Raw genomic sequence first — 25,004 nt, 5'->3', positions numbered from 1 at the left:
TGGCGCTTACTCCTTCGATGTCATCTGTTCCTGTTTGGTTTTCAATGTCCGGTAATCCTCGCCGAGATAGCGCAAATAGATGCGATCCAGTACTCCCTCATCCTGCATCTGTTGCAGCGCCTTGTTGTAGGCAGGCAGCAGGTCAGCCTTCTGTTTGCCAAAACAGAGGTAGAGCGGCGTCGAATCGATAAAGGGTGTGAGGGCGCGGATCCTGACGTCCTGCTCCCTCGACAGAATGGGGGCAGAGAAGTAGTCCAGGATGATCATATCGACCCGGCTCTTTTCCAGCATCAGTAGCAGCTGTTTGTCGGAGTGAACCTTGATGGGCTCCCAGCCAGTGAAGTTCCTGATCTTGGCCGTGTAGTCATACCCCCTGACCATTCCTACTTTCAGCCCCTTGGCCATCTCCCACGAGAAGTTCTGTAACGGACTGTCGGTACGCACATAGGCGGCCAGAGGATAGAAGGCGGTGGCAAGGTCAGAGTGATAGCAACCGGGGAGAGGGGCGTTGTCGAGAATGCCATCCGCCAGCTGGGTGCTGACATACTGCTCGCAGCGTCCCCAAGGCAGTTCAAGCAGGGTGAGGTTCATGCCAAGGCGGCGCGCCACCTCTTGATGGATCTCCACCGAAATGCCCTCTTTCAGGTTGCCCTGTTCGGCATAGGAAAAGGGAGGCCAGTCTACGCCGCAGACCTTCAGGTTTGTGCCGCTCTGGGCGGCGAGGAGCAGGGCAATGAACAGGTTCATGGGATTTCCTCCCTACAGCGACTTGAAGGGGCTGTGGTACACTCGGTTCACTGAACTTAGAACGCATCCAAAGACCATGCAAATCCTCCTCGAAGACCCCGCCAAGGCCGCGCAGGCAGACGCGCTGGCCAGCCAGCTTGCCCAGCTCGACCTTCCCCAGTTTGCCCTGGTGTTTACCCCGGAAAGGTTGGAGCTGCGCAAGCTGGATGAACCCAAGCTGGGTGCTGTCTATGTGGACTTCGTGGAAGGGGCGGTGGCGCATCGCCGCAAGTTTGGCGGCGGTCGCGGCCAGTCCATCGCCAAGGCGGTGGGGCTGAAGGCCGGAGCCACTCCGACCGTGGTGGATGCCACCGCCGGGCTGGGACGCGATGCCTTCGTGCTCGCCTCCCTCGGTTGCAAGGTGACCCTCATCGAACGCAGCCCTGTGGTGGCCGCTCTGTTGCAGGACGGGCTGGCGCGGGCGGCACAGGATCCCGAGATTGGCCCCTGGGTCAGCGAGCGGATGCTCCTGCTGCAAGGCCCGGCGGTGGACAACTTGCTGGCGCTGCCGGAGCGGCCAGAGGTGATCTACCTCGACCCCATGTTCCCGCACAAGCAGAAGTCGGCGCTGGTGAAAAAAGAGATGCGGGTGTTCCAGTCGCTGGTGGGTCCGGATCTCGATGCGGATGCCTTGTTGCCTGCCGCGCTCAAGATGGCTGAGAAGCGGGTTGTGGTGAAACGCCCCGACTACGCCGGCTGGCTCAATGAACAGAAGCCCAGCATGGCCATCGAGACCAAGAGCAACCGCTTCGATGTCTACGTGATGGCGGCGCTGGCGGCGGGTTAACGGCCGGTGTGAGCCGCAGATGCAAAAAGGAGGGCCAACATCATGTTGGCCCTCCTTTTTCGTAATAGATTCAGTTGGTTGGCGCGAAGCGGATCAGCTTCTCTTCCCCTTGCCAGTTCAGGCGCAGGGTCGCCAGTTCTGCCAGACTGAGCCGCTCGCCACTGTGCAGCAGCAGATACTCGACCCCTTCGCTGGCTTCGATAGTGCGGAGCTTGTCATCCCATTGGCGACCATCGCGGCTGGTGAGGGTCACCGGCAGTTGCCAGCTGGCAGCAATTTCGAGCCAGTCGTAGAGATCGCAGCTGATGGGTTGATAATCCGGCATGATCGGCTCCAAAACGGGCAGGTTGCTGAGTCAGGCTTCCTGTACGCGGGTCGGCCAGCCCATCTTCTGCTGGCGTTCCACTTCAAAGCGCAGCTCGCTTGCGCGCAGGTAGTGTTCATCCATCCAGCCCTTGGGCAGGGTCAGGGTCAGTGACTCCTCTTCTGCCTGCAGGGTGAAGCTGGGCACTGTGCCCTGGGTACGGCGCATGCAGAGGATCAGCGCGATGCGCAGGATACGGGCCAGCCGGATCGCCTGACGACCGGTGACGGCCCCCTGTTTCTCCAGTGGTTCCAGCTTGAATTCGTCCCGCTGGTTGAACAGCAGGGCCGACAACAGCTTCTTTTGCGCCGGGGTAAAGCCCGGCATGTCGATGTTGTCGATGATGTAGGCGGCGTGTTGCGGCGCCTTCTTGTACTCGATACAGAGGCCGATCTCGTGCAGCAGGGCGGCATAACGCAAGATCGGGCGACCGTAGCGTTTGGAGAGTCGCCAGGCCGGTTGCAGCTGGTTGAACGCCTCGACGGCGGTATCGCGCACCCGTTCGGCGTGCTCTTTATCCAGCTGATAGCGGCTGATCAGGCTGTCGGCGGTACGATCCCGGGCATCACAGTCGTGATTGTTGCCCAGCAGACCGTAGATCAGTCCTTCACGCAGGGCGCCCCCCGCGAGGGTCATGCTCTCGATATCGAGTGTTTCGAAGATGGCGATCAGGATGGCGAGGCCGGAGGGGAACACGGTCAGCCGCTCGGCCGCCAGCCCTTCCAGTTGCAGCCGGTCGAGCTTGCCGCAGGCGATGGCCTGACCCATCAACTCCTGCAACTTCGGCAGGGTGACCCGCTCGCTCTTCCCTTGCGCCAGCATGATCTCTTGCAGCGCCTGTACCGTGCCGGAGGCGCCGACGCAGGTGCGCCAGCCGAGGGCGCGGTAATCTTCCGCCACCTTCTCCAGCACCGCCTTGGCGGCGGCAATCGCCTGCTCGAAACGAGCTTCGGAGAGCTCACCATCACCAAAGTGATTGTTGAGCCAGGTGACGCAGCCCATGTGCAGGCTGTTGAGCAGTTTTGCTTCGCTATGTTCGCCGATCACCAGTTCGGTGCTGGCACCGCCGATGTCGATCACCAGCCGGTTGCCTTCCCCGGCGGAGGTCCAGGAGACCCCTTCATAGATGGTCTTGGCCTCTTCCTCGCCCGAGATGATCTCGATGCTGTGGTTGAGTACCCGTTCCGCTTCGCTGAGGAACTCGTCGACGTTGGTGGCAAGCCGCAAGGTTGCGGTGCCCACCACCCGGATGTTGTCGGCCGGAATGTCCTGCAACTGTTCGGAGAAGAGACGCAAACAGTCCCAGCCTCGCTCCATGGCGGCACGGCTGAGACGAAATTCCGGATCGAGCCCGGCTGCGAGGCGAACCTTGCGCTTTACCTTGGCGACGGTGCGCAGGGCACCGGCGACCTCGCGCACCACCAGCATATGAAAGCTGTTGGAGCCGAGGTCGATGGCGGCATAGAGAGGCGAGTTGTGCAACGGGCCTGTCCTTAGCTCTTGCGCGGCGGACGACGACGGTTGTTGCTGTTGCCACCGCCCTGACGATCCCGCATGTTGCGGTTCACCGGCTGACGGTTGCGGAACACCCGTTTCGGCGGGGTCACGTCATCCAGCAGCGCTTCGCGATCATATTTGCTGACCGGAATGGCGTGGTGGATGTACTCCTCGATGGCCGGCAGGTTGAAGGCATAGTCTTCACAGGCCAGGCTGATGGAGTGACCGCTCTTGCCGGCACGACCGGTACGACCGATACGGTGTACATAGTCTTCGGCGTCGTCGGGCAGGTCATAGTTGAAGACGTGGGTCACGTCAGGGATGTGCAGACCACGGGCGGCCACGTCGGTGGCGACCAGAATATCGAGCGCACCCTTGGTGAAATCCTCGAGGATCTTCATCCGCTTCTTCTGTGGCACATCACCGGTCAGCAGACCAACGCGGTGGCCGTCGTTCTCCAGCCAGGCATGAACGTCTTCACAGACATGCTTGGTGTTGGCGAAGACGATCGCTTTCTCCGGCCACTCCTCTTCCATCAGGGAGAGCAGCAGCAACATCTTGTCTTCGTTGGAGGGGTAGAACAGCTCCTCCTTGATCCGCACGCCGGTCATCTGCTCCGGCTCTACCTGCACATGTTCCGGGTGGTTCATGTGTTCGTAGGCCAGCTCCTGCACGCGCAGGGAGAGGGTGGCTGAGAACAGCATGCTCAGACGCTCGGTCGCGGGCGGCATGCGGCGGAACAGGAAGCGGATGTCCTTGATGAAGCCCAGATCGAACATGCGATCTGCTTCGTCCAGTACCACGACCTGAATGTTGCTCAGATCGATCACCTTGGACTTGAAGTAGTCGATGATGCGGCCAGTGGTGCCGATCAGGATGTCGACACCTTGCTCCAGCACGGCCAGCTGCTTGTCGTAACCTTCGCCGCCGTAGGCGAGGCCGAGTTTCAGGCCGGTAGAAGCGGCGATGCTGTCGGCATCGTTATAGATCTGTACTGCCAGTTCCCGGGTGGGTGCCATGATGATGGCTCTGGGTTGGTTAACCAGACGGGGCTTGGTCAGCGGGTGAGTCAGCAAATAGTTGAATGTCGCGGCCAGGAAGGCAATGGTCTTGCCGGTTCCTGTCTGGGCTTGACCAGCGAGGTCATGACCTTCTACCAGCAGTGGCAGAGACAGTGCCTGGATGGGCGTGCAATAGTGAAATCCCTTTGATTCCAGACCAGCCAGAACTTCGGGTTCGAGGCCCATTTGGGCGAATTTGTCGGTCGTTAAGTGTGTTTTGCTCATGGCGGTAGGTTATCAGGTTAGGCTTGCAATAATAAACAGGATCATTTCAAATAGGGCAACTATTGCCTTTGTTGATATGTCAATAAAGCCTTAATTACTGACTGGAGTTGGAGATGAGTGACAAGATTGTTCAGCTGAGCGATGCCAGCTTCGAGGCAGATGTAATCAAAGCCGATGGCGCCGTTCTGGTCGACTTCTGGGCCGAGTGGTGTGGTCCGTGCAAGATGATTGCCCCGATCCTGGAAGAAGTTGCCCAAGAGTACGAAGGTCGCGTGACCGTAGCCAAACTGAACATCGACCATAACTCTGATACTCCGCCCAAGTACGGCATTCGTGGTATCCCGACCCTCTTGCTGTTCAAGAATGGCGAAGTGGCAGCGACCAAGGTCGGTGCACTGTCCAAGACTCAGCTGAAAGAGTTCCTGGACGGCAACCTGTAATAATTAAAGAGGAGCGCATTGCAATAATGCGCTCCTTGTGTTTTATCACCTAGACGCTCATCCCGATTGGTGCTAGTTTATCGCTCGTTTGCTAACCTTTTTGCCTGACTCTTTGCTAACCACAGCCTGGCAATCAAATCCGATCAGCATCAATCCAGCAGACTGTCTCCTCATTTCAATCCTTGCTTACAGACTTTCACCACTATGAATCTGACTGAATTAAAGAACACTCCTGTGTCCGAGCTGGTCAAGCTTGGCGAATCCATGGGGTTGGAAAATCTGGCTCGGGCGCACAAGAAAGATATTATTTTTGCAATCCTCAAGGCGCACGCCAAGGGTGGTGAAGATATCTTTGGCGACGGTGTGCTGGAAATCCTGACCGATGGTTTCGGCTTCCTGCGCAGTGCAGACGGCTCCTATCTGGCAGGCCCTGACGATATCTACGTCTCCCCGAGCCAGATCCGCCGCTTCAACCTGCGTACCGGCGATACCATCTCCGGCAAGATCCGGCCACCGAAAGAGGGCGAACGCTACTTCGCACTGCTCAAGGTCAATGAGGTCAACTACGACCGTCCGGAAAACTCCCGCAACAAGATCCTGTTTGAAAACCTTACCCCCCTGCATGCCAACGAACGTCTGCGTATGGAACGGGGTAATGGCTCTACTGAAGATATCACCGCCCGTGTACTGGATCTGGCTTCCCCCATCGGTAAAGGCCAGCGTGGCCTGATCGTGGCGCCGCCCAAGGCCGGTAAGACCATGCTGCTGCAGAACATCGCCCAGAGCATCGCCTACAACCACCCGGACTGTGAACTGATCGTTCTGCTGATCGACGAGCGTCCGGAAGAAGTGACCGAGATGCAGCGCATGGTAAAAGGTGAAGTGATCGCTTCCACCTTTGACGAGCCTGCTTCCCGCCACGTTCAGGTTGCTGAAATGGTGATCGAGAAGGCCAAACGCCTGGTCGAGCACAAGAAAGATGTGGTGATCCTGCTGGACTCCATCACCCGTCTGGCCCGTGCCTACAACACCGTTATCCCGTCATCCGGCAAGGTACTGACCGGTGGTGTGGATGCCAACGCCCTGCACCGTCCCAAGCGCTTCTTCGGCGCCGCGCGTAATGTTGAAGAGGGCGGCAGCCTGACCATCATCGCCACCGCGCTGATCGATACCGGCTCCAAGATGGACGAGGTTATCTACGAAGAGTTCAAGGGTACCGGCAACATGGAACTGCACCTCTCGCGCAAGATTGCCGAGAAGCGCGTCTACCCGGCTATCGACATCACCCGCTCAGGCACCCGTAAAGAAGAGCTGCTCACCTCAGGTGACGAGCTGCAGAAGATGTGGATCCTGCGCAAGATTGTCCACCCGATGGGCGAGATCGATGGTATCGAGTTCCTCATCGACAAGCTGGCGATGACCAAGACCAACGACGAGTTCTTCGACGCCATGCGGCGCCAGCAGAAGTAAGTCCGGTCAGAAAATGACGAAACCGCGGCCCTGGTCGCGGTTTTTGTTTATCTGTTTTCCGGTCGCCCTAGTAGTATGAGATCCCGATGTCACATGGATGGAGACGTCATGAAGCCTGTTTTCTGGTTATTGCTGGGGTTGCTGAGTGCAATGCCAGCCTGCGCGCAGAGTGCTCCGGTCGCGGTGACAGCCGAGACGTTGCAGACTCACCAGCGCTATCTGGCGGGCCGTCTGCAGGAGGGGCAATTTGCAGCCATCGACTCTCTGCTGGCGACCCTGAGTCGCGAGCGGCGGGAGTTCCTGCTGTTGCAACTGCTGCGGGATATTCCCGCTACCACCCCTGCATCCCCTGCGTTGCAACAGTGGGTCGAGGCTCAGGCCGACAAGGCACCCGAGTGGCTCATGGAGCAGCAGGTCGACGGTTTTCTGGTGCAGCAACCGGTTTATGATTTTGCCGCGCAGGCCCGTCAGTTGCTGGGGGAGTGGCAGTTGCAATCACTGGTGCAGCGCTATCGGCAGCAGCTTGCCCAGGGCAGCTTCCAGCTAAAGTCCATCTACTACAGCAGTAACCCCGATCTCGCCATGCAGCAGCAAGCCCTGTTGCTGGCTCTCGACACCTTGCCGCAACCGATCTGGATGCGGGAGGCGCAAGCACTGGCTAGCCAGAATATCTATCTGCCCGACAATCACCTGTTGTTCCATCTGTTGCAGCGCACCGGGGAACCGGCGCTCTATAGCATGCTGTGGCGGCGGCCGGCAGATCAGGATGCGCTGCGTGCACTCTCTACCATCAACCGCTTCCATCACGGCAGTGCTGCCAGCGATCTGCTGATTGCCGCCAGTGGCAACGAGGGGTTGAAGGGAGCCGCCCTGCGCCAGCTGAGCGCGCTCTCGCCCTTGCCGCCGCAGGCCCAGAAATACCTGTTGGCGGAACTCTCCAACCGTCAATACGGGGCGCTGGTAGCCGGTCTGTTGATGGAGGTGGACGAGCCCCAGTTGCTCTCTGCGCTAGCCAGACGCCTCGGCCAGCGTGACATGCCACCCATTGCACCGAGTCTGCTGCCCGATTCGGGTACACCCGATGGGCAGCCAGGGTTATAATGCGTGACCTCCTGAACCCGGTTGGGAACTTGCATGAAATACAAGGATTTGCGTGATTTCATCGCGCAGCTGGAACAAAACGGACAACTCAAGCGCATCACCCGCGAGATAGATCCCTATCTGGAGATGACCGAGATCAGCGACCGCACCCTGCGTGCGGGTGGCCCGGCTCTGCTGTTCGAAAATCCCAAAGGCTACACCATGCCGGTGCTGACCAACCTGTTCGGTACCCCTGATCGGGTTGCCATGGGCATGGGCCAGCCCGATGTGGGCGCCCTGCGTCAGGTCGGGGTCTGGCTCTCCTATCTCAAGGAGCCCGAGCCGCCCAAGGGATTCAAGGAGCTGATGGAGAAGCTGCCGATCTTCAAGCAGGTGCTCAACATGCCGACCAAGCGCCTCTCTTCCGCCCCCTGCCAGCAGGTGGTGCAGGAGGGAGATGCGGTCGATCTCGACCAGATCCCGATCCAGCACTGCTGGCCCGGCGATGTAGCGCCGCTGGTCACCTGGGGCCTCACCATCACCCGTGGCCCCTACAAGAAGCGGCAGAACCTCGGGATCTATCGCCAGCAGAAGATCGGCAAGAACAAGCTGATCATGCGCTGGCTGGATCATCGCGGCGGTGCCATCGATTTTCGTGAGTGGCAGGAGGCCCATCCCGGTGAGCGCTTCCCGGTGGTGGTGGCGCTCGGCGCCGATCCCGCGACCATTCTCGGCGCGGTGACGCCGGTGCCGGATACTCTCTCCGAATATGCCTTTGCCGGTCTGCTGCGCGGCAGCCGTACCGAAGTGATCAAGGCCATCAGCTGCGATCTGGAGGTGCCCGCCAGTGCCGAGATCGTGCTGGAAGGCTATCTGGAGCCGGGTGAGATGGCGCCGGAAGGGCCCTATGGCGACCACACCGGTTACTACAATGAGGTGGACGACTTCCCGGTCTTTACCATCACCCACATCACCAAGCGGCGCGATGCCATCTATCACAGCACCTACACCGGCCGTCCGCCCGATGAACCGGCGGTGCTGGGTCTGGCGCTGAACGAGGTGTTCGTACCGCTGCTGCAGAAGCAGTTCCCCGAGATCGTCGACTTCTATCTTCCGCCGGAGGGGTGCTCCTACCGGATGGCGGTGGTGACCATCAAGAAGCGTTACCCGGGCCACGCCAAGCGGGTGATGCTGGGGGTCTGGTCATTCCTGCGCCAGTTCATGTACACCAAGTTCGTGGTGGTGTGTGACGATGACGTCAACGCCCGCGACTGGAAGGATGTGATCTGGGCCATCACCACCCGGATGGACCCGGCACGGGACACCACCTTGATCGAGCACACCCCGATCGACTATCTGGACTTCGCCTCGCCGGTCTCCGGCCTCGGCTCCAAGATGGGGCTGGATGCCACCAACAAGTGGCCGGGAGAGACCAATCGGGAGTGGGGTCAGCCCATAGTTCAGGATGAGGCGGTGAAGCAGAAGGTTGATGCCATCTGGGATGAGCTCAATATCCTCGGATGAGGCAAACATGACAGCTTTGCTGCAAAAAGTGATGCGATCCGCACTGATTTGAGTATTCTCGACTGACGGGGCCAGGGCTGCTGGTCGTCACTCCATAGTGAAACAATGAGCGAAGCGGGCCGAGCGAGCCCGCCACAAGGACAAGAATGCAACGTATCAAATGCCGCGTAGAGGAACTGCGCGAATATGTCGACACCATCTGGCATGTGGCCCTGACGCCGCAGCAAGCGATCAGCTTCAAGCCGGGCCAGTATCTGCTGGTGGTGATGAGCGATTCGGACAAGCGCCCCTTCTCCATCGCCAACTCGCCGACCCGCCCGGGCGTGCTGGAGTTGCAAATTGGCGCCACTCCCGAGAACGCCTATGCCGGTCAGGTGCTGGCCCGCATGCGCGAGCAGGGCGAGATCGAGGTCGAATTGCCGGCTGGCAAGGCGTTCCTGCGCGATGAATCCCCTCGTCCACTGATCCTGATGGCGGGCGGCACCGGCTTCTCTTACGCCCGCTCCATTCTGGAGTACCTGATCGACACGGGCAGCAAGCGTCCGGTGTTCTTCTACTGGGGTGTGCGTCAGGCTCACTGGCTCTATGAGCTGGAGCAGATGCAGCAGTGGGAGCGTGACTATGCGCCGCTCACCTTTATCCCTGTGGTGCAGGAGCCGGAGGCTGACTGGACCGGCAAGAGCGGGCTGGTGCACAAGGCGATCATGGATGACTTCGTCAGCCTTCACGACTACGACATCTATGTCGCTGGCCGTTTCGAGATGGCGGGGGCCGCGCGTGAGGAGTTCAAGATCCTCGGCGCCGAGCCGGAGCGCATCTTCGGTGATGCCTACGAATTTATCTGACGGGATCCCCGTCTGGATGACGCAGCCCCCGGTTTTACCGGGGGCTTTTGTTTTTGTGGCCGCCGCAGTGCCGGATCGTACCGAAGAGTTGGATTATCGCGGCGTTATCCCATTATTTTTCAATATTTTGGCTATGAATGGCTACTAATCAAACGTAGCTGATGGCATCTTTGTGAGGGATTGACAAGAGCATCCATAGAGCAAGCACAAGGAGGCGCAGTGTTGAGTGAAGAGGGCAGGGCATCTGCGGAGGATGACAGGGGAGAGACCGGCTCTGTCGAGCGGGTCGCAACGCTGATCCCGTCCCCTCATGGCGGTGAAATAGCCCGTTTGCAGGCAGAGATCGCCGCTTTGCAGCATGAAAACTGCCTGTTGCAGGAGAAGCTCAATGCCGCCCTCGATGGCACCGGCATCTGTCTCTGGCAGGGCACTATTCCTACCGGCGAGCTGCGGGTCTTCAATCTGCAGAACTTTCAGGCCGGTGACATGGCCCCTCATTTCGATCAGTGGAGCGCCAAGCTCCATCCCGACGATCGCGCCCATGCCATGGGCAGCTACTTTGCCCACCTTGAGGGGAAAACCCCCTTCTACGAAGCCGAATACCGCACCATCAATCCGCAAGGCGAGGTCACCTGGCTGTGGGATAGGGGACGGGTCGTCGATCGGGATGGCGATGGCAAGCCGCTGCGGATCATGGGCTCCCATATCGATATCACCCAGCGCAAGGCCTATGAGCAGCGACTGGCTGAGCGAGCCAACAGCGACGCACTGACCGGCTTGCTCAACCGGCAGGGGTTTGGCAAGGCGTTTGCCCAGCTGCAGCCGCAAGGTGCGGGGGCGCTGCTCTTTATCGATCTGGATGATTTCAAGGGGATCAATGACCAGCTGGGGCACGCCTGCGGCGATCTGGTGTTGCAGCAGATGGCGGACTGGCTGCGCCTTATTATGCCTGGCTCGGCGCTATGTGGCCGTTACGGCGGCGACGAGTTTGTGGTGCATCTGCACCGGGATGTGTCGAGCCATGGCCTGGCGCAACTGGCTGACGCCCTGATCAGCCGGATGCACGGCTATGTGCCCAAACCCGGTTGCCCGCAACGGGTGGGGCTGAGTATCGGCATCGCCCTGTGGGAAGAGGAGCCATTGAGCTTCCGGCAGGCGCTGGAGGTGGCCGACAGGGCCATGTATGAGGCCAAGGCGCGCGGCAAGCGAGCCTGGTATCTGCTTCAGGTGTGATGTTTTTTACAGGTTCAATTCAAAGCAAAAACCCCAGCTGAGCTGGGGTTTTCGTTATTCGCCTTTGGCGCCGAGCTGCTGCTCGAGCTGAGCCAGCTTGCTTTCGAGGGCGGCCAGTTTTTCACGGGTACGCAGCAGCACCTTGGTCTGCACGTCGAACTCTTCGCGGCTGACCAGATCCAGCTTGCCCAGCTGGGCTTGCAGTACCTGACGCATCTTCTTCTCGGCCTCTTCACCCATGCTGCGAATGCCGGGCGGCAGGGAGTTGTGCACCTGCTTGGCGATCTCTTCCAGTTTCTTCGGGTCGATCATGATGTCCTCCTTAAGCGTTGGCGGACATTCTACCGACAATTCCCTCACTTTGCCGAGATCGCGGCGGCTTTTTAGTCGTGATGGTGCCCGCTGGCTGGTCGGGTCTGGTGATGGGGCTACAACTGCTACCCTTGCGCCCCTTTGTTAACCTGAAACCATGACATGCACCACAAAGCTGAGCCAGAACTGTCCGGCATGAGTCTTATTTGGTGTTAGTTTTATGTTAACGTTTTGCAGTCGAGGTCGTGATGACCCCGTTGGCTTGTGATGGATAACAACCTTACAAAAAGAGAATAAAAAATGAAGAAGAAGCTAATTTATGCAGCTGTTGTCAGCGCCCTGCTGGCCGGATGTGGTGGAGATGACAACAAGGGAGACACCACCAGCTCCCTCGACTACGTCCTGAGTGGTGCCAACGGGGTGCGCCCGAGCGTGCTGGCCCCCCGTGCCAGCGACGGTACCCTGAAGTTTTCGACAGAAACGGCTGATTTGTCGAACCCGGTATCTGCCCTCTCCACCCTGGATGGCTGGTCAACCACCCAACCTGTCCAGCTGGTACCGGCGACCGTGACCGGTGTCTCTGTGCCGGCACCGGCGGCCAGCGAGTATACTTCTGCCGTTGCGCCCCTCTACCTGCTCGAGCTCACGCTGGATCCGGTCACTCTGCAACCCAACGGAGTCAAGGGCGGCAAGCCACTGGTTTATGGGACCGACTTTGTGGTCACTGGCGGGGACGGCAAGCTTAATCTGGTTCCGCTCAAGCCGCTCAATCCCTCTTCTTACTACATGATCGTGGCGACCGATGCCCTCAAGGACAGTCGTGGCACACCGCTCAAGGCGGGCGGCGATTACAGCAGCTTCAAATCGACAGCTGGCGCAACCACCCAGGAGCAGACCATTAACGGCCTGATCTCGCTGCAGGAAGGTCTGTTCAAGGCGGCCACCGGGATCACCAGCGATCGGGTGATCTTCTCCGACTGGTTTGCCACCCAATCTGGTGCCGATGTGCTGCTGGCGGTGAAGGGGGCTGCAGCTAAGGTAGTCGAAAATGGTCTGGATGCTGCGTTCGTCTGGAAACAGGATGCCAAGGGCAACACCAGCCTGCCAGCAACCTATACCATCAACGGTCTTAATGGCGGGGTGGATTTTCTGACCCAGCTGGCGAATGAGCCATTCTTGCCTCAAGATGATCGGGATGCGATTGCTGCCGCTGTCGCTGCCAATGCCACATTGAACGGCATCGCGGCGGTGACCAAGGTGTATACCGGTGCCGTCAAGCTCCCTTACTTCCTCTCTACTCCAGCGATAGCCGGCTCCTGGGACAAGGCCAAGACCCAATCTTGGCATGGCGCCATTCCCAGCCTCTATGCCATCGCCAATGCGTTGAAAGCGGGTGATACCGAGGTGATCGGTGGGCTGGTCGGGGCGGGTGTGGACCCAGTACTGCTGGGTGAGCTGATCGCCGATCCGAGCCGTCAGGCCGATCTGCTGAGGGAGGCGAGCAAGCTGATCGGGGTGACCCTCACCTCGGGTGGCAAGCCGCTGGATGCCGAGCGCAATATCGGTCGTTTCAACCCGCTGCCGACCCTGACCGAAGTACAATCTGTACCGCTGCGGATCTTTGCCCCCACCACTGACCTCAGCACTGTCACCGATGTGATCATCTATCAGCACGGGGTCACCTCCATCAAGGAGAACGCCTATGCGCTGGCGCTGAGCCAGATAGGTGCCGGGTTAGACCCATCAGTGAACAAGGTGGTTGCTGTGGTGGTGATCGATCACCCGCTGCACGGTGAGCGTGGCTATGCCCTGAGCGGCAGCATGGATACCGTCACCACCTCCGAGAACCCGACTCCCTATCTGAATTTGGGTTATCTGACGGTGGCGCGGGACAACCTGAAACAGAGCGTGGCCGATCTGCTTGGCCTTCGCTTGGCTGTCGGTCTGGCCAATGCCAAGGGGCTGGGTGGCCAATTGGGTGGTGCTGGTCTGAAGGTGCATTTCCTCGGTCACTCACTCGGTGCCATTACCGGGGCCAATCTGCTGGCTGTAGCCAACCAGACCACCGGCAGTGCTCAGGCTGATGCCCTGTTCAAGTTCGATACCGGCGGTCTTGCGATGCCGGGTGGCGGCATCGCCCCGCTGCTGCTCAACTCGCCGAGCTTCGGGCCGACCATCAAGATGAGCGTGCTCACCTCGGGCAGTCCTGAGTTGAAGGCCGGGTTTGAGGCTTATGCTCCCGGTTGCCAGACGGCGGTGCCGACCTGTTTCGTGAACGAGTTCCTGCCCAGTCTGGATGCGGCTACTCAGGCGGGGGCTGCGAGCACCTTGCAGAGCTATACCTTTGCCGCCCAGTCAGTGCTGGACTCTGCCGACCCGATCAATCTGGGCAGTGGCGTCGCCAAGAGCTTCCCGCTGTTCGCCACCGAAATTGTTGGTGATGGGGCGCTCAGCTTACCGGATCAGGTGATCCCCAACAGCATCGCCTCCGCGCCTTTGGGTGGTACCGAGCCGCTGTTCCGGGTACTGGGTTTGCAAGAGCTGAAGGGTTCCGGCGTGCTCCCGGCGGGTCACCATGCTGCGCGCTTCCTGAAAGGGGGCCATAGCTCGCTGCTGGCCCCTGACGAGAACTTTGATCCGACTGGCGCGGTCACCACCGAGAGCCAGACCCAGTTCGCCAGCTTCTTTATGAGTGGCGGTGCGGCGGTCAAGGTGACTGACGACACCCTGCTCAAGCAGTAACTGCGCAGACCATAAGCAAACGCCGCCCTTCGGGGCGGCTTTCTCGTTTCTGAAACTGCTGAATAATCAGGTCGGCTGGTGGTTGCGATCCAGCCAGCCTTGCAGCAGGCCGACCAGCAGGCCGGTCAGGTGGGCGATGTTGGCGGTGCTGGTTCCGAGCATGTCGAAGAAGCCGAGCACCATCCAGAACAGCATAAAGCCCATCAGCGCCGGTGGCAGAGTCAGGCCACAGGCCGGTTGCAGCTTGCTGCGCAGCCAGCAGTAGCCGAGCAGGGCATAGACCACGCCGGAGAGGCCGCCAAACAGCGGGCCGCTGGCGAAGAACTCGGCGATATTGGGCAGGGCGGCGCCCACCAGCAGCAGGATCAGCAGCTTGCCGCTGCCAAGGCGCTGCTCGATCTGACCGCCGAGATACCACCACCACAGCAAGTTGAACACCAGATGGAGTACCGAGAAGTGGATCAGGGCGGGGGTGAAATAGCGCCACGCCTGCCAGTCGGTGAACTGGGCCAGCGTCGGGTGGAATGCCAGTTCATCGTAGATGGGTAGGCCGATGGCCTCGATGCCGTAGATGGCGAGGCAGGCGATGATCACCACCAGCGTCAGTGGCCCCGCCTGATGGAGGAAATCGGTGATGGGATCCGTCATCCCCTTGCTGTAGTCGATGCGGGCATCGGCGCGGCCGGATTGCCAGGAGGCTTCCATATAGCGCGGGTGGCCCGGCTCGGCCAGAAAGCGCTTCACCTCCAGCTGGGCTTGGGCAAGGCGTAGCTCGTCCGCCAACCAGATGGTGACCCCCAGCTCGGACTGGGTCAGCTCGCAGGAGATCCCCAGGGTCGCCAGATAGTCCACCAGCGCTTGTGCCATGCGGGCGTTGTCGAGCACTAGCAGCTGGATCATGCCTCGCCAGCCTCGATGGGAAACTCCCGGCGCCACGCCTCGAAACCGCCATCCAGACTGTAGACCTCGTCATAACCCTGTTGCAGCAGGTATTGGGCGGCCCCCTGACTGCTGTTGCCGTGATAGCACATCACGATGACCGGGGTATCGAAATCCACTTCGTTCATAAAGCGCACCAGGGTGCCGTTGGTGAGGTGGAAGGCGCCGACCGCGTGGGCCGCTTCAAAGGATTGCGGGTCGCGAATATCCACCAGAAGGGCTTCACCCGCGCTCAGTTTCTGGTGGGCATCATGGGCATTGATATGGGCAAACTGGTCCATCGGGATGTCCTGCGAATAGGTTGATTACGGGCCAGTGTACCGCAAGCTTGGGCGCAAACTAACCCCACAAAAGATAAGGGAGCCAGCGGCTCCCTTGTTGATATGGCATGCGGGTGAGTGGGTTAACCGCCCAGATAAGCCTGCCGCACCGCCGGGTTGGCCAGCAGGGCGGCGCCCGTGTCTTGCAGCACCACGTGGCCGTTCTCCAGCACATAGCCGCGGTCGGCCAGCTTGAGCGCCTGGTTGGCGTTCTGTTCCACCAGAAAGATGGTCATCCCCTTCTGCCGCAACTGTTCGATGGTGTCGAAGATCTGCTGAATGACGATGGGGGCCAGCCCCAGCGAGGGTTCATCCAGCAGCAGCAGGCGCGGTTTGCTCATCAGGGCGCGGCCGATGGCCAGCATCTGCTGCTCGCCGCCGGACATGGTGCCTGCGCGCTGCTCCAGTCGCTCATGCAGGCGCGGGAACAGGGTGAACACCTGATCCAGCAGGCCATGCTGCTCGGCCTTGTCGACGAAGAAGGCGCCCATCAGCAGGTTCTCCTCCACCGTCAGGCGGGCGAAGATACGGCGCCCCTCCGGCACCACGGCGATATCCTTGCGCATGATGCGGGCGGTGGTGAGGGAGCTGATCTGTTCCCCCTCAAACCAGATGGAGCCGCTGCTGGGCTTGGGCTCGCCGCAGAGGGTCATCAGCAGGGTAGTCTTGCCCGCGCCGTTGGCGCCGATCAGGGTGACGATTTCCCCCTCTTTCACCTCGACGCTAACATCGTGCAGCGCCTGAATTTTGCCGTAGTGGGTCGATACGTTGCGAAGTTCTAACATCTTGTTTTCCTTACGACTCGCCCAGATAGGCCTTGATCACTGCCGGGTTGTTACGGATCTCATCCGGCTTGCCATGGGCCAGCGGGGTGCCCTGGCTGACCACGAAGATGCGGTTGGAGATGCCCATCACCAGCTTCATATCGTGTTCGATCAGCAGCACCGAGACCCCGAATTCGTCCCGCAGGCTCATGATGAGCTCGTCCAGCTCGTCGGTCTCCTTCGGGTTGAGGCCGGCAGCAGGTTCATCCAGCATCAGCAGCTCGGGACGGGTCGCCATGCAGCGGGCGATCTCGAGGCGGCGCTGCTGACCGTAGGCCAGATTACCGGCGGCGCGGTTGGCAAGATCCTTGAGGCCCACTTTATCCAGCCAGAAGGCGGCCCGCTCCAGCCCCTCCTGCTCCGCCCGGCGGAAGGCCGGGGTCTTGAACAGACCGGCGATAAAGCTGGTGTTGAGGTGCTGGTGCTGGGCAACCAGCAGGTTCTCCACCGCTGTCATCTCCTTGAACAGCCGCACATGCTGAAAGGTACGCACAATCCCCTTGCGGGCGATGAGGTGGCCGGGCAACCCCTGGATCTCCTCACCCTTGTAGCGGATGATGCCGCCGCTCGGGCAGTAGAAGCCGGTCAGGCAGTTGAAGATGGTGGTCTTGCCCGCGCCGTTGGGGCCGATGATGGAGATCACCTCGCCCTTGTCGATATCCAGTTTTACCCCGTTGACTGCCAGCAGGCCGCCGAAGCGCATCGACAAATCAGAGACTTCCATTAACTTCTGATGAGTACTCATTTCTTCAACTCCAGATGCGGACGGGTCATCGGCAGCAATCCCTGTGGTCGCCAGATCATCATGAACACCATCAAGAGGCCGAACATCAGCATGCGGTACTCGTTGAACTCGCGGGCCAGCTCCGGCAGCACCGTCATCACGATGGCTGCCAGCACAACCCCGATCTGGGAGCCCATGCCGCCCAGCACCACAATCGCCAGCACAATGGCCGACTCGATAAAGACGAAGGATTCCGGGCTGATAAAGCCCTGCCGCGAGGCAAAGAAACTCCCCGCGAAGCCTGCGAAGGTGGCGCCTATGGTGAAGGCGGTCAGCTTGATGATGGTGGGGTTGAGCCCCAGCGATTTGCAGGCGATCTCATCTTCCCGCAGCGCTTCCCAGGCTCGGCCAAGGGGCATGCGCAGCAGGCGGTTGATGACGAACAGGGTCACCACCACCAGCACCAGCGCCATCAGGTAGAGGAAGATCACCTTGTGGTTGGCGTTGTAGGTAATGCCGAAGAAGTTGTGGAAGGTATCAAAGCCCCCATCCTTGACGGTGCGGTTGAACTCCAGCCCCCCCAGCGTCGGCTTGGGGATGCCGGAGATCCCGTTCGGGCCGCCGGTCAGGGTAGTCATGTTGTTGAGCAGGATGCGGATGATCTCGCCAAAACCCAGGGTGACGATGGCCAGATAGTCCCCCCGCAGCCGCAGCACCGGGAAACCGAGCAGGAAGCCGAAGGTAGCGGCCATCAGCCCGGCGATGGGCAGGCACTCCCAGAAGCTCAGTCCGAAGTAGGTGTTGAGTAGGGCATAGCTGTAGGCACCGACCGCGTAGAAGCCGACATAGCCGAGATCGAGCAGACCGGCGAGGCCGACCACCACGTTCAGCCCCAGCCCCAGCATGATGTAAATCAGGGTGAGGGTGGCGAGATCGATGGCGCCGCGAGAAGCCATAAAGGGCCAGCTCACCGCAAACAGCAGCACCAGCACGGCGGTGAGGTTATAGAGCTTGGGCGCCTCTTCCGGGCTCGGCAGCACCAGCTTGGTGAAGCCGACCGAGAAGCCGCTGATGGAGGCCTGAAACAGCTTGGCAATCTGGCCGCGCAGCATCTGGAACCAGAAAACAATGGTGGCGCCCCCCAGTAGCCAGGCCAGCGACACATCGAGGCGGCTCACTACCTGCAGGCTGGAGCCATCGGTCTCCAGCTTGAAGCCGAGCAGCCAGAAGGAGAGCACCAGCAGCACCAGGCTGGCGATACAGGCGTGGATCAATTGATGTTTCATCACACTTTCTCCACTTCCGGACGACCCAAGATGCCAGTAGGCATAAAGAGCAGCACAAAGATGAGCAGGGCAAACGCCATCACATCTTTGTACTCGGTGCTGAGATAACCGGCGGTGAGCGCTTCAACCACCCCCAGCAGCAGGCCGCCCAGTACGGCGCCCGGAATGCTGCCGATACCGCCCAATACTGCGGCAGTGAAGGCCTTCAGACCGGCCATAAAGCCGAGGTAGGGGTTGATGACGCCGTAATACATGCCGAGCAGCACCCCGGCCACGGCGGCCAGTGCAGCCCCCAGCACGAAGGTGATGGAGATGACCACGTGGGTGTCGATGCCCAGCAGATTGGCCATCTTGATATCTTCCGAACAGGCGCGGCAGGCGCGGCCCATGCGGGAGCGGCCGATGAACTGGGTCAGCGCCAGCATGGTGATGAAAGTCACCACGAAAATGATCAGCTGCATATAGGAGAGGCTGGCCTGAAAACCATCCTCACCCCCCAGGGTCCAGCCACCTGAGATCAGGCTGGGCATGGCGATATCCCGCGAGCCCTGAGCCATGCGCATCATGTTCTGCAAGAAGATCGACATGCCGATGGCGGAGATGAGGGGGATCAGCCGGTTGCCACCGCGCAGTGGCCGGTAGGCGACTCGCTCGATGCTCCAGCCATAGGTGCCGGTGATGATGATACTGACCAGGAAGGCGCCCCCCAGCAGTAGAAAGGTGCTGTCGATGCCCATCATCATGAGCCCCGCCATCACCATGAAAGCGACATAGGAGCCGATCATGTAAACCTCGCCGTGGGCGAAGTTGATCATGCCGATGATGCCATAGACCATGGTGTAGCCAATGGCGATCAACGCATAGGTGCTGCCTATGGTTAATCCGTTCAGCAGTTGCTGAACGAGATAAAGGAGGTGTTCGGACATACTGCGTTCCCTGTACTTGCCCGCAAAGAGAGGAGGGGGTGAGCGTACTCACCCCCGATCGGCAGATTATTTGACTTGGCTGGAAGTACCGTCAGCGTGCCACTGGAACACACCAAATTCGAAGCCTTTCAGGTCACCGTTAGGTGCCCAGGTCAGGGGGCCCATCACGGTATCGATCGGTGCGGCCTTGATGGCGGCGGCAACGGCGGCCGGGTCATCTTCACCCGCCTTGGCGATACCGGCAGCCAGGCTCTGCACCGCGGCATAGGTGGTCCAGACGAACGGGCCGGAGGAGTCCTGACCCTTGGCCTTGAACGCCGCCACCAGCGGGGCGTTGGCAGGCACCAGATCGTATTTGTTCGGCAGGGTCACCAGCAGGCCTTCGGAAGCCGGGCCGCCGATGGCGGAGATATCCTTGTTACCGACCCCTTCCGGGCCCATGAACTTGGCTTTCAGCCCCTTCTCGCCAGCCTGACGCAGGATCAGGCCCAGCTCAGGGTGATAGCCGCCGTAGTAGACGAAATCGACGTTCTCTTTCTGCAGCTTGGCGATCAGGGCGGAGAAGTCCTTGTCACCGGCGGTGATCCCTTCATAGGCCACCACCTTCACGCCAGCCTTGTCCAGTGCTGCTTTGACGCTGGAGGCGATCCCTTCACCGTACTGCTTCTTGTCGTGGATAACGGCGACGCGCTGGGGTTTGACCTGCTCGATGATGTACTTGGCGGCAGTCGGGCCCTGATCGCTATCCAGACCGATGGTGCGCAGAGTCAGCTGGTAACCGCGCTCGGTGATCTTGGGGTTGGTGGAGGCGGGGGTGACCATCAGGATCCCCTCGTCTTCATAGATGTCGGAGGCGGGCAGGGTATTGTCGGAGCAGAGGTGGCCGACCACGAACTTGACGCCATCATTCACCACCTTGTTGGCGATGGCTACCGCCTGCTTGGGATCACAGGCATCGTCATAGATGACGGCTTCGATCTGCTTGCCATTGATACCGCCAGCCTTGTTGATTTGCTCGACCGCCATCTTGCCGCCGGTGAACTGCATGTCCCCGTACTGGGCAACCGGGCCGGTGAGCGGGCCTGCGATACCTATCTTGATGGTGTCTGCCGCGTGGGCGATGGAGATCGATCCAAACAGAGCCAAAGAAACCGCTGCGCCAACTGTGATTTTGCTCAACTTATGCATTGATTCGTCCCTTAATCAGTGGATTGTTTCATTTACGAGTGCCATTCCGGATCGACATCCCGTGCATCCGGCTATAGGTATGGTTCTATCATTCCTCACGGGGCAATAACAAGCTGTTAAAGATACTAACCAGAGGGGGTGGGGTGGGCTTATTTTGAAATAAATGACCTGTCATTTGTGTTGAATTGGAATTTAGTATCGATTCTTCGCCTTAACATCTTGGTAACCAGAGGTGATTATGATGAAGCACAGAGGATTAGTCTGGTGATATTTTACTCTGATGGTGCTCCCATTTTGACCATTAATCGTTTGCGCAAACAGAAATGAGCGCCTAAATTAGCCGGCATTGACAATTCCGTGGCAGAGCCCGTTAAAACCAAGCCTTTATTCGGGAAATCTGCTAATGTTCCGCCTTTGACAGTCAGGAGACAGAGATGGCCACTATCAAGGATGTCGCCTCGCGCGCAGGCGTATCCATCTCCACCGTCTCACATGTGCTCAACCACACTCGGCGGGTCAGCGAAGACGCGACCCAGAAAGTGATTGAGGCGGTGGCAGAACTCAACTACGCGCCCAACTCGGTAGCGCGCAGTCTTAAGATAAATTCGACCAAGACCATTGGCATGCTGGTGACCACCAGCGTAAACCCCTTCTTCGCGGAAGTGGTGCAAGGGGTTGAAGCGTACTGCTTCGAACAGGGCTACAGCCTGATCCTCTGCAACACCGAAAACCAGCCGCCTCGCCAACAGCATTACCTGAGAATGCTGATGGAAAAACGGGTGGATGGTCTGCTGGTATTGGGGACCGATATCGACACCCCGTTGCGCGACATGCTGCGCATCCACAAGAACGTGCCGCAGGTGGTACTGGATTGGGGGACGGAGTGCGATTTCGCCAACGTCATCAACGACAACGCCCGCATCGGCGCCCGCATGGCCGTACGCCATCTGCTGGAGCTGGGGCACCGCGACATCGTCTGCATCACTGGCCAGCTCTCCAAGCCGACCACCCAGCAGCGGCTGGACGGGGTACGTGATGCGCTGGGCGAGCACGGTCTGACCCTCAAAGATGAACAGGTCTTTGAAGGGGATTACGAGAGCCAGAGCGGCTTCGATGCCATGCAGCGCATCCTGGCCCTGCAGCCTCGTCCGACCGCGGTCTTTGCCTTCGACGATCCCATGGCGATCGGCGCGATTTGCGCTGCCTGGGAAGCCGGAGTCAAGGTGCCGGACGATATCTCCATCATCGGCTACGACGATGTGGAGATGGCGCGCTTCTCCAGCCCGCCGCTGACCACCATCCGTCACCCGAAGGCCGAACTGGGCCAGCTGGCGGTGAAGCATCTGGTCAGCCGGATCCGCAACAAGGAGCTGGAAGTGGAATCGATGACGGTACAGCCCGAGCTGATCGTCCGTCGCTCGGTCAAACCGCTGCGTTAATCCGCACCCGTTGCCAACACGAAAAACCCCCTCTGTCACGAGGGGGTTTTTGTTTATGGGCGGTTTATTTCAGTTCCGGCCAGTAGGCTTTGTTGGCCTCTATCAAGTCATCGAGAATGGACTTGGCCACCGAGGCGCTAGGTACTGTCTTGGAGAGGGTGATGGCTTGCCACAGCTTCTGGTAAGAGTGCTCAACCCAGGCTTCGACCACCAGTTTCTCGACCGCGACCTGTTGGCCCATCATGCCCTGCTGGAACAGCGGGATGCTGCCCACCTGCAACGGCTCTGGCCCACTGCTGCCGACCAGGCAGGGGATCTCGACCATGGCTTCCGGGTCAAAGTTGGGGATAGCGCCGCGATTGGGTACGATCAGCAGCATCCGCTCCTGAGTGTTGAAGGCGATGGCGGTTGCCAGATCCACGATATAGGAGGCGTGTTCATCGATCTCCAGCTCGCCAGCTGCTGAGTTGCCTGCCTTGACGATCTCGGTGCAAGCGGTAAAGACCTGCTTCTCGCGGTGCTCCATTACTTCGTTGGCGCGAGTGTGTTCCGGGTTGGAGTGGGCCACCACATAGTCCGGGTAGAGGTAGTACTTCAGATAGGTGTTGGGCAGGGTATCCGGGTCGAGCGCCCATACATCCTTTGCCTTGGCGAAGGTATCGTTCCAGCTGGCTTCGGCATGACTGGCGCTGTTGGGCACATAGCCGTGGCGGGCAACGTGCTCCTTGATCTTCGGCATCAGGTCGTTGCCTTCCAGATCCTCGATGCGGGTCCACCAGCCAAAGTGGTTGAGGCCGTAGTAGCGTACCCGCATCTCTTTGCGGGATTTGAGACCGGCAATCTGGGCCATGCGCCCCTCGATCCCGATCGGCATGTCGCAGATGTTGAGAATTTTGGCGTTGGGACGCAGGCGACGGGTCGCTTCGGCGACGATGGCGGCCGGGTTGGAGTAGTTGAGCATCCAGGCATTGGGTGAGTACTGCTCCATATAGTCGACCAGCTCCAGCACTCCGCCGATGGAGCGCATGCCATAGGCGATACCGCCCGGGCCGCAGGTCTCCTGACCGACCACGCCATGACGCAGCGGGATCTTCTCGTCCAGCTCGCGCATCGGATATTTGCCAACCCGGATATGGGCCATGACGAAATCTACATCGCTAAACGCTGCTTTGGGGTCGGTGCCATAGCTGAAGGCGATCTCGGGAGCCTTCTCTTTCAGCAAGATTTTGCAGGCTTCGGCGATGATCTCCTGACGGGCACCATCGTTGTCGTAGAATTTGATCTCCTTGAGCGGGAAGCGATGCTGATTTTCCAGCAACATCAGAACGATACCTGGAGTAAAAGTGCTACCACCACCGGCAATGACTACAGAGAATTTTTTCATGATCATGACTCCATTACTAAAGACGATTGTTGATGACTGTTGTTCATAATCGATTCCATATTTTCACGTACCTGAGGTACATGCAGACCGATAATTACCTGGATACTATCGCCATGGCGGACGACACCATGGGCTCCCAATTTAATAAACTCCTCATCTGCATCTGCTAGCTTGCTGTTAACCAGCGATATTCTTAAGCGCGTGGCACAATTATTCAGACTGCGTATATTTTTGACTCCACCAAGCGCTTCGATAATTTGTGTTGCACTATCACTGCTACGCTGGTTTTTGGCTGCCTGATAATCTGACTTGGAATAAAGCTTTATTTCACTGTCTTCCCGGCCCGGTGTTTTAAGATTGAGCCTGATAATCAGCGCGCGGAATATCAGGAACCAGATGCCGGTAAAGACCAATCCGATAGCGATCTGGGTGAACATCATTCCCGCATGGTTGTGGAACATGGGTATCCAGTTCTGCGGCAGGAACTGGTCGAGCAGACCTCCACCCATGTTGCCGACCACACCAAACAGGTACATCACAGTCGACATGGTGGCTGCCAGCAGGGCGTGGATGGCAAACAGCAGCGGCGAGATGAAGAGGAAGGTGAACTCCAGCGGCTCGGTGATGCCGACCAGAATGGCGGTCAGGGTGGCCGGGATCAGCAGGCCTGCAACCTTGGCCTTGTTCTCTTTGGCTGCCGTGGCATAGATGGCCAGGGCAATCCCCATGGCACCGAAAATCTTCGAGTTGCCATGCAGGGCAAAGCCACCCTGAGGGAACTGTTCAATCAGCGGGCGAGTGCTCTGGCTGAACTCCAGCATGTGCTGCGCCCAGTAGAGTTGAATGCCCCCCTCTACTGCCGCTGGGCCGAAGATGAAGGGGCCGTAGATAAAGTGATGCAGGCCGGTCGGGATCAAAATCCGCTCGAGGAAGGTGTATACCCACACCCCGACCGGACCCGAGATCAGCATGAAATTCTGCAGGGAGGCGATGCCCATCTGTACTTTTGGCCAGCCAAGCAGGGTCAGCCAGGCACAGGGGATCATCACGAAGAAGGCGACAATGGTGACAAAGGAGCTGCCCTGAAAGATGCCGAGAAAGACCGGCAGTTGGCGATCAAACAGGCGGTTGTGCAGTGCCGTCACGGTGCCGGAGATGACGATGGCCCCTATGATGCTGGTATCCAGGGTCTTGATCCCCGCTACCATGGCGAGGCCACTTTCACCCCCTATATCCTGACTGAAGTCGACCCCGAAATAACTGCCCCAGGTCATGCCCATGGCGTTGATAAAATAGTTCCAGGTCATGAAACTGACCAATACAGCCAGACAGGCTCTGGCTTGTGCCTTATTTGCCAGACCGATTGGCAGGCCAATCGCAAATATAAGCGGCATATTCCTGAATACTGTCCAGCCACCCTCTTCAATAATATGGATGATCTGGAAGAATAATCCTTGTGGGTTTGCCAGTGATTCACCGACAAACATCGGGTTTTTCAGCATAATTGCAATGCCTACTACCATACCTGCAAAAGGAAAAAGCAGTACAGGAGTGAACATTGCTCCGCCAAAACGTTGAATTTGACTGAGCATATATTGTCCCTTGGTT

General features: G+C 59.2%; 24 protein-coding genes. 10 read left to right on the top strand and 14 right to left on the bottom strand.

Features of this window, described 5'->3' with window-relative positions:
- Positions 1-6 precede the first annotated feature (6 nt).
- Positions 7-747 carry an ABC transporter substrate-binding protein gene (locus AB5Y86_RS18970; protein WP_042081324.1) on the bottom strand — a complete coding sequence of 247 codons (741 nt, stop codon included), beginning with the start codon at positions 745-747 and terminating at the stop codon, positions 7-9.
- Between the two features lie 76 nt (positions 748-823).
- Here AB5Y86_RS18970 and AB5Y86_RS18965 point away from each other — a divergent pair, with 76 nt between their 5' ends.
- Positions 824-1,573, top strand: a complete 750-nt coding sequence (locus AB5Y86_RS18965) for a class I SAM-dependent methyltransferase (RefSeq protein WP_368193799.1) — start codon at positions 824-826, stop codon at positions 1,571-1,573.
- 70 nt (positions 1,574-1,643) lie between these two features.
- Here the strand turns inward: AB5Y86_RS18965 and AB5Y86_RS18960 are convergent, their stop codons facing one another.
- The 3 genes from AB5Y86_RS18960 to rhlB are packed head-to-tail and all read right to left on the bottom strand — an operon-like array spanning position 1,644 to position 4,720.
- Positions 1,644-1,898 (bottom strand): Rho-binding antiterminator, encoded by a 255-nt coding sequence (locus AB5Y86_RS18960; protein ID WP_236323264.1) that lies wholly within the window; start codon positions 1,896-1,898, stop codon positions 1,644-1,646.
- A 30-nt stretch (positions 1,899-1,928) separates the two neighbouring features.
- Positions 1,929-3,419, bottom strand: coding sequence for a guanosine-5'-triphosphate,3'-diphosphate diphosphatase (gene gppA / locus AB5Y86_RS18955; RefSeq protein ID WP_005355894.1), 1,491 nt, complete (start codon positions 3,417-3,419; stop codon positions 1,929-1,931).
- Positions 3,420-3,430: 11 nt separating this feature from the next.
- On the bottom strand, positions 3,431-4,720 hold the full coding sequence (rhlB, locus tag AB5Y86_RS18950; RefSeq protein ID WP_005339414.1) for an ATP-dependent RNA helicase RhlB: 1,290 nt from the start codon (positions 4,718-4,720) through the stop codon (positions 3,431-3,433).
- Between the two features lie 113 nt (positions 4,721-4,833).
- On the opposite strand from rhlB, the gene trxA reads away from it, so the two are divergent.
- The 7 genes from trxA (at position 4,834) to AB5Y86_RS18915 (ending at position 11,312) form a co-directional block, all read left to right on the top strand.
- On the top strand, positions 4,834-5,160 hold the full coding sequence (gene trxA, locus AB5Y86_RS18945; RefSeq protein ID WP_005339416.1) for a thioredoxin TrxA: 327 nt from the start codon (positions 4,834-4,836) through the stop codon (positions 5,158-5,160).
- 204 nt (positions 5,161-5,364) lie between these two features.
- Positions 5,365-6,630, top strand: a complete 1,266-nt coding sequence (rho, locus tag AB5Y86_RS18940; protein WP_005339417.1) for a transcription termination factor Rho — start codon at positions 5,365-5,367, stop codon at positions 6,628-6,630.
- Between the two features lie 108 nt (positions 6,631-6,738).
- Complete coding sequence (locus AB5Y86_RS18935) at positions 6,739-7,731, top strand: hypothetical protein (RefSeq protein ID WP_368193797.1); 993 nt, start codon at positions 6,739-6,741, stop codon at positions 7,729-7,731.
- Positions 7,732-7,764: 33 nt separating this feature from the next.
- Positions 7,765-9,234 (top strand): 4-hydroxy-3-polyprenylbenzoate decarboxylase, encoded by a 1,470-nt coding sequence (gene ubiD / locus AB5Y86_RS18930; RefSeq protein WP_368193796.1) that lies wholly within the window; start codon positions 7,765-7,767, stop codon positions 9,232-9,234.
- 146 nt (positions 9,235-9,380) lie between these two features.
- A complete protein-coding gene (gene fre / locus AB5Y86_RS18925) occupies positions 9,381-10,079 on the top strand; it encodes an NAD(P)H-flavin reductase (RefSeq protein WP_005339423.1) in 699 nt (232 codons plus the stop codon).
- 16 nt (positions 10,080-10,095) lie between these two features.
- Entirely contained in the window at positions 10,096-10,227 is a 132-nt protein-coding gene (locus AB5Y86_RS18920; RefSeq protein WP_265177427.1) for a hypothetical protein, read from the top strand.
- Between the two features lie 71 nt (positions 10,228-10,298).
- A complete protein-coding gene (locus AB5Y86_RS18915; RefSeq protein WP_144716134.1) occupies positions 10,299-11,312 on the top strand; it encodes a sensor domain-containing diguanylate cyclase in 1,014 nt (337 codons plus the stop codon).
- Between the two features lie 54 nt (positions 11,313-11,366).
- On the opposite strand, the gene AB5Y86_RS18910 is transcribed toward AB5Y86_RS18915, so the two are convergent.
- A complete protein-coding gene (locus AB5Y86_RS18910; RefSeq protein WP_005339429.1) occupies positions 11,367-11,624 on the bottom strand; it encodes an accessory factor UbiK family protein in 258 nt (85 codons plus the stop codon).
- 300 nt (positions 11,625-11,924) lie between these two features.
- Between AB5Y86_RS18910 and AB5Y86_RS18905 the strand changes: the two genes are divergently transcribed.
- On the top strand, positions 11,925-14,366 hold the full coding sequence (locus AB5Y86_RS18905; RefSeq protein ID WP_368193795.1) for a VolA/Pla-1 family phospholipase: 2,442 nt from the start codon (positions 11,925-11,927) through the stop codon (positions 14,364-14,366).
- 66 nt (positions 14,367-14,432) lie between these two features.
- On the opposite strand, the gene glpG is transcribed toward AB5Y86_RS18905, so the two are convergent.
- The 7 genes from glpG to AB5Y86_RS18870 form a co-directional block, all read right to left on the bottom strand.
- A complete protein-coding gene (glpG, locus tag AB5Y86_RS18900; RefSeq protein ID WP_265774920.1) occupies positions 14,433-15,266 on the bottom strand; it encodes a rhomboid family intramembrane serine protease GlpG in 834 nt (277 codons plus the stop codon).
- Positions 15,263-15,586: a thiosulfate sulfurtransferase GlpE gene (glpE, locus tag AB5Y86_RS18895; RefSeq protein WP_368193794.1), complete on the bottom strand. Its 324-nt coding sequence runs from the start codon at positions 15,584-15,586 to the stop codon at positions 15,263-15,265. The genes glpG and glpE overlap by 4 nt, the downstream gene beginning before the upstream one ends.
- A 122-nt stretch (positions 15,587-15,708) precedes the next feature.
- Positions 15,709-16,410: an ABC transporter ATP-binding protein gene (locus AB5Y86_RS18890; RefSeq protein ID WP_005339433.1), complete on the bottom strand. Its 702-nt coding sequence runs from the start codon at positions 16,408-16,410 to the stop codon at positions 15,709-15,711.
- A gap of 10 nt (positions 16,411-16,420) precedes the next feature.
- Positions 16,421-17,194 (bottom strand): high-affinity branched-chain amino acid ABC transporter ATP-binding protein LivG, encoded by a 774-nt coding sequence (gene livG / locus AB5Y86_RS18885; RefSeq protein WP_219296971.1) that lies wholly within the window; start codon positions 17,192-17,194, stop codon positions 16,421-16,423.
- Positions 17,191-18,459, bottom strand: coding sequence for a high-affinity branched-chain amino acid ABC transporter permease LivM (locus tag AB5Y86_RS18880; RefSeq protein WP_216952426.1), 1,269 nt, complete (start codon positions 18,457-18,459; stop codon positions 17,191-17,193). The genes livG and AB5Y86_RS18880 overlap by 4 nt, the downstream gene beginning before the upstream one ends.
- Entirely contained in the window at positions 18,459-19,385 is a 927-nt protein-coding gene (gene livH / locus AB5Y86_RS18875; protein WP_005339439.1) for a high-affinity branched-chain amino acid ABC transporter permease LivH, read from the bottom strand. The genes AB5Y86_RS18880 and livH overlap by 1 nt, the downstream gene beginning before the upstream one ends.
- Before the next feature lie 66 nt (positions 19,386-19,451).
- Positions 19,452-20,573, bottom strand: coding sequence for a branched-chain amino acid ABC transporter substrate-binding protein (locus AB5Y86_RS18870; RefSeq protein WP_227341657.1), 1,122 nt, complete (start codon positions 20,571-20,573; stop codon positions 19,452-19,454).
- 434 nt (positions 20,574-21,007) lie between these two features.
- Between AB5Y86_RS18870 and AB5Y86_RS18865 the strand changes: the two genes are divergently transcribed.
- Positions 21,008-22,012 (top strand): substrate-binding domain-containing protein, encoded by a 1,005-nt coding sequence (locus tag AB5Y86_RS18865; protein ID WP_005355925.1) that lies wholly within the window; start codon positions 21,008-21,010, stop codon positions 22,010-22,012.
- A gap of 64 nt (positions 22,013-22,076) precedes the next feature.
- Here the strand turns inward: AB5Y86_RS18865 and AB5Y86_RS18860 are convergent, their stop codons facing one another.
- Together AB5Y86_RS18860 and AB5Y86_RS18855 are read right to left on the bottom strand one after the other, a co-directional pair.
- Complete coding sequence (locus tag AB5Y86_RS18860; RefSeq protein ID WP_227341656.1) at positions 22,077-23,402, bottom strand: 6-phospho-alpha-glucosidase; 1,326 nt, start codon at positions 23,400-23,402, stop codon at positions 22,077-22,079.
- Positions 23,399-24,988, bottom strand: a complete 1,590-nt coding sequence (locus AB5Y86_RS18855; protein WP_227343141.1) for an alpha-glucoside-specific PTS transporter subunit IIBC — start codon at positions 24,986-24,988, stop codon at positions 23,399-23,401. The genes AB5Y86_RS18860 and AB5Y86_RS18855 overlap by 4 nt, the downstream gene beginning before the upstream one ends.
- Positions 24,989-25,004 lie beyond the last annotated feature (16 nt).

Origin of the sequence: Aeromonas sp. s8 (genome assembly GCF_040907785.1) — a bacterium.
Classification (GTDB): domain Bacteria; phylum Pseudomonadota; class Gammaproteobacteria; order Enterobacterales; family Aeromonadaceae; genus Aeromonas; species Aeromonas veronii.
This window is presented reverse-complemented; position numbering and strand designations above follow the sequence as displayed.

Coding starts and splice junctions, on each gene's coding strand:
- AB5Y86_RS18970 (WP_042081324.1), bottom strand. CDS start 747: ATGAACCTGTTCATTGCCCTGCTCCTCGCCGCCCAGAGCGGCACAAAC.
- AB5Y86_RS18965 (WP_368193799.1), top strand. CDS start 824: ATGCAAATCCTCCTCGAAGACCCCGCCAAGGCCGCGCAGGCAGACGCG.
- AB5Y86_RS18960 (WP_236323264.1), bottom strand. CDS start 1,898: ATGCCGGATTATCAACCCATCAGCTGCGATCTCTACGACTGGCTCGAA.
- rhlB (WP_005339414.1), bottom strand. CDS start 4,720: ATGAGCAAAACACACTTAACGACCGACAAATTCGCCCAAATGGGCCTC.
- trxA (WP_005339416.1), top strand. CDS start 4,834: ATGAGTGACAAGATTGTTCAGCTGAGCGATGCCAGCTTCGAGGCAGAT.
- rho (WP_005339417.1), top strand. CDS start 5,365: ATGAATCTGACTGAATTAAAGAACACTCCTGTGTCCGAGCTGGTCAAG.
- AB5Y86_RS18935 (WP_368193797.1), top strand. CDS start 6,739: ATGAAGCCTGTTTTCTGGTTATTGCTGGGGTTGCTGAGTGCAATGCCA.
- ubiD (WP_368193796.1), top strand. CDS start 7,765: ATGAAATACAAGGATTTGCGTGATTTCATCGCGCAGCTGGAACAAAAC.
- fre (WP_005339423.1), top strand. CDS start 9,381: ATGCAACGTATCAAATGCCGCGTAGAGGAACTGCGCGAATATGTCGAC.
- AB5Y86_RS18920 (WP_265177427.1), top strand. CDS start 10,096: ATGACGCAGCCCCCGGTTTTACCGGGGGCTTTTGTTTTTGTGGCCGCC.
- AB5Y86_RS18910 (WP_005339429.1), bottom strand. CDS start 11,624: ATGATCGACCCGAAGAAACTGGAAGAGATCGCCAAGCAGGTGCACAAC.
- AB5Y86_RS18905 (WP_368193795.1), top strand. CDS start 11,925: ATGAAGAAGAAGCTAATTTATGCAGCTGTTGTCAGCGCCCTGCTGGCC.
- glpG (WP_265774920.1), bottom strand. CDS start 15,266: ATGATCCAGCTGCTAGTGCTCGACAACGCCCGCATGGCACAAGCGCTG.
- glpE (WP_368193794.1), bottom strand. CDS start 15,586: ATGGACCAGTTTGCCCATATCAATGCCCATGATGCCCACCAGAAACTG.
- AB5Y86_RS18890 (WP_005339433.1), bottom strand. CDS start 16,410: ATGTTAGAACTTCGCAACGTATCGACCCACTACGGCAAAATTCAGGCG.
- livG (WP_219296971.1), bottom strand. CDS start 17,194: ATGAGTACTCATCAGAAGTTAATGGAAGTCTCTGATTTGTCGATGCGC.
- AB5Y86_RS18880 (WP_216952426.1), bottom strand. CDS start 18,459: ATGAAACATCAATTGATCCACGCCTGTATCGCCAGCCTGGTGCTGCTG.
- livH (WP_005339439.1), bottom strand. CDS start 19,385: ATGTCCGAACACCTCCTTTATCTCGTTCAGCAACTGCTGAACGGATTA.
- AB5Y86_RS18870 (WP_227341657.1), bottom strand. CDS start 20,573: ATGCATAAGTTGAGCAAAATCACAGTTGGCGCAGCGGTTTCTTTGGCT.
- AB5Y86_RS18865 (WP_005355925.1), top strand. CDS start 21,008: ATGGCCACTATCAAGGATGTCGCCTCGCGCGCAGGCGTATCCATCTCC.
- AB5Y86_RS18860 (WP_227341656.1), bottom strand. CDS start 23,402: ATGATCATGAAAAAATTCTCTGTAGTCATTGCCGGTGGTGGTAGCACT.
- AB5Y86_RS18855 (WP_227343141.1), bottom strand. CDS start 24,988: ATGCTCAGTCAAATTCAACGTTTTGGCGGAGCAATGTTCACTCCTGTA.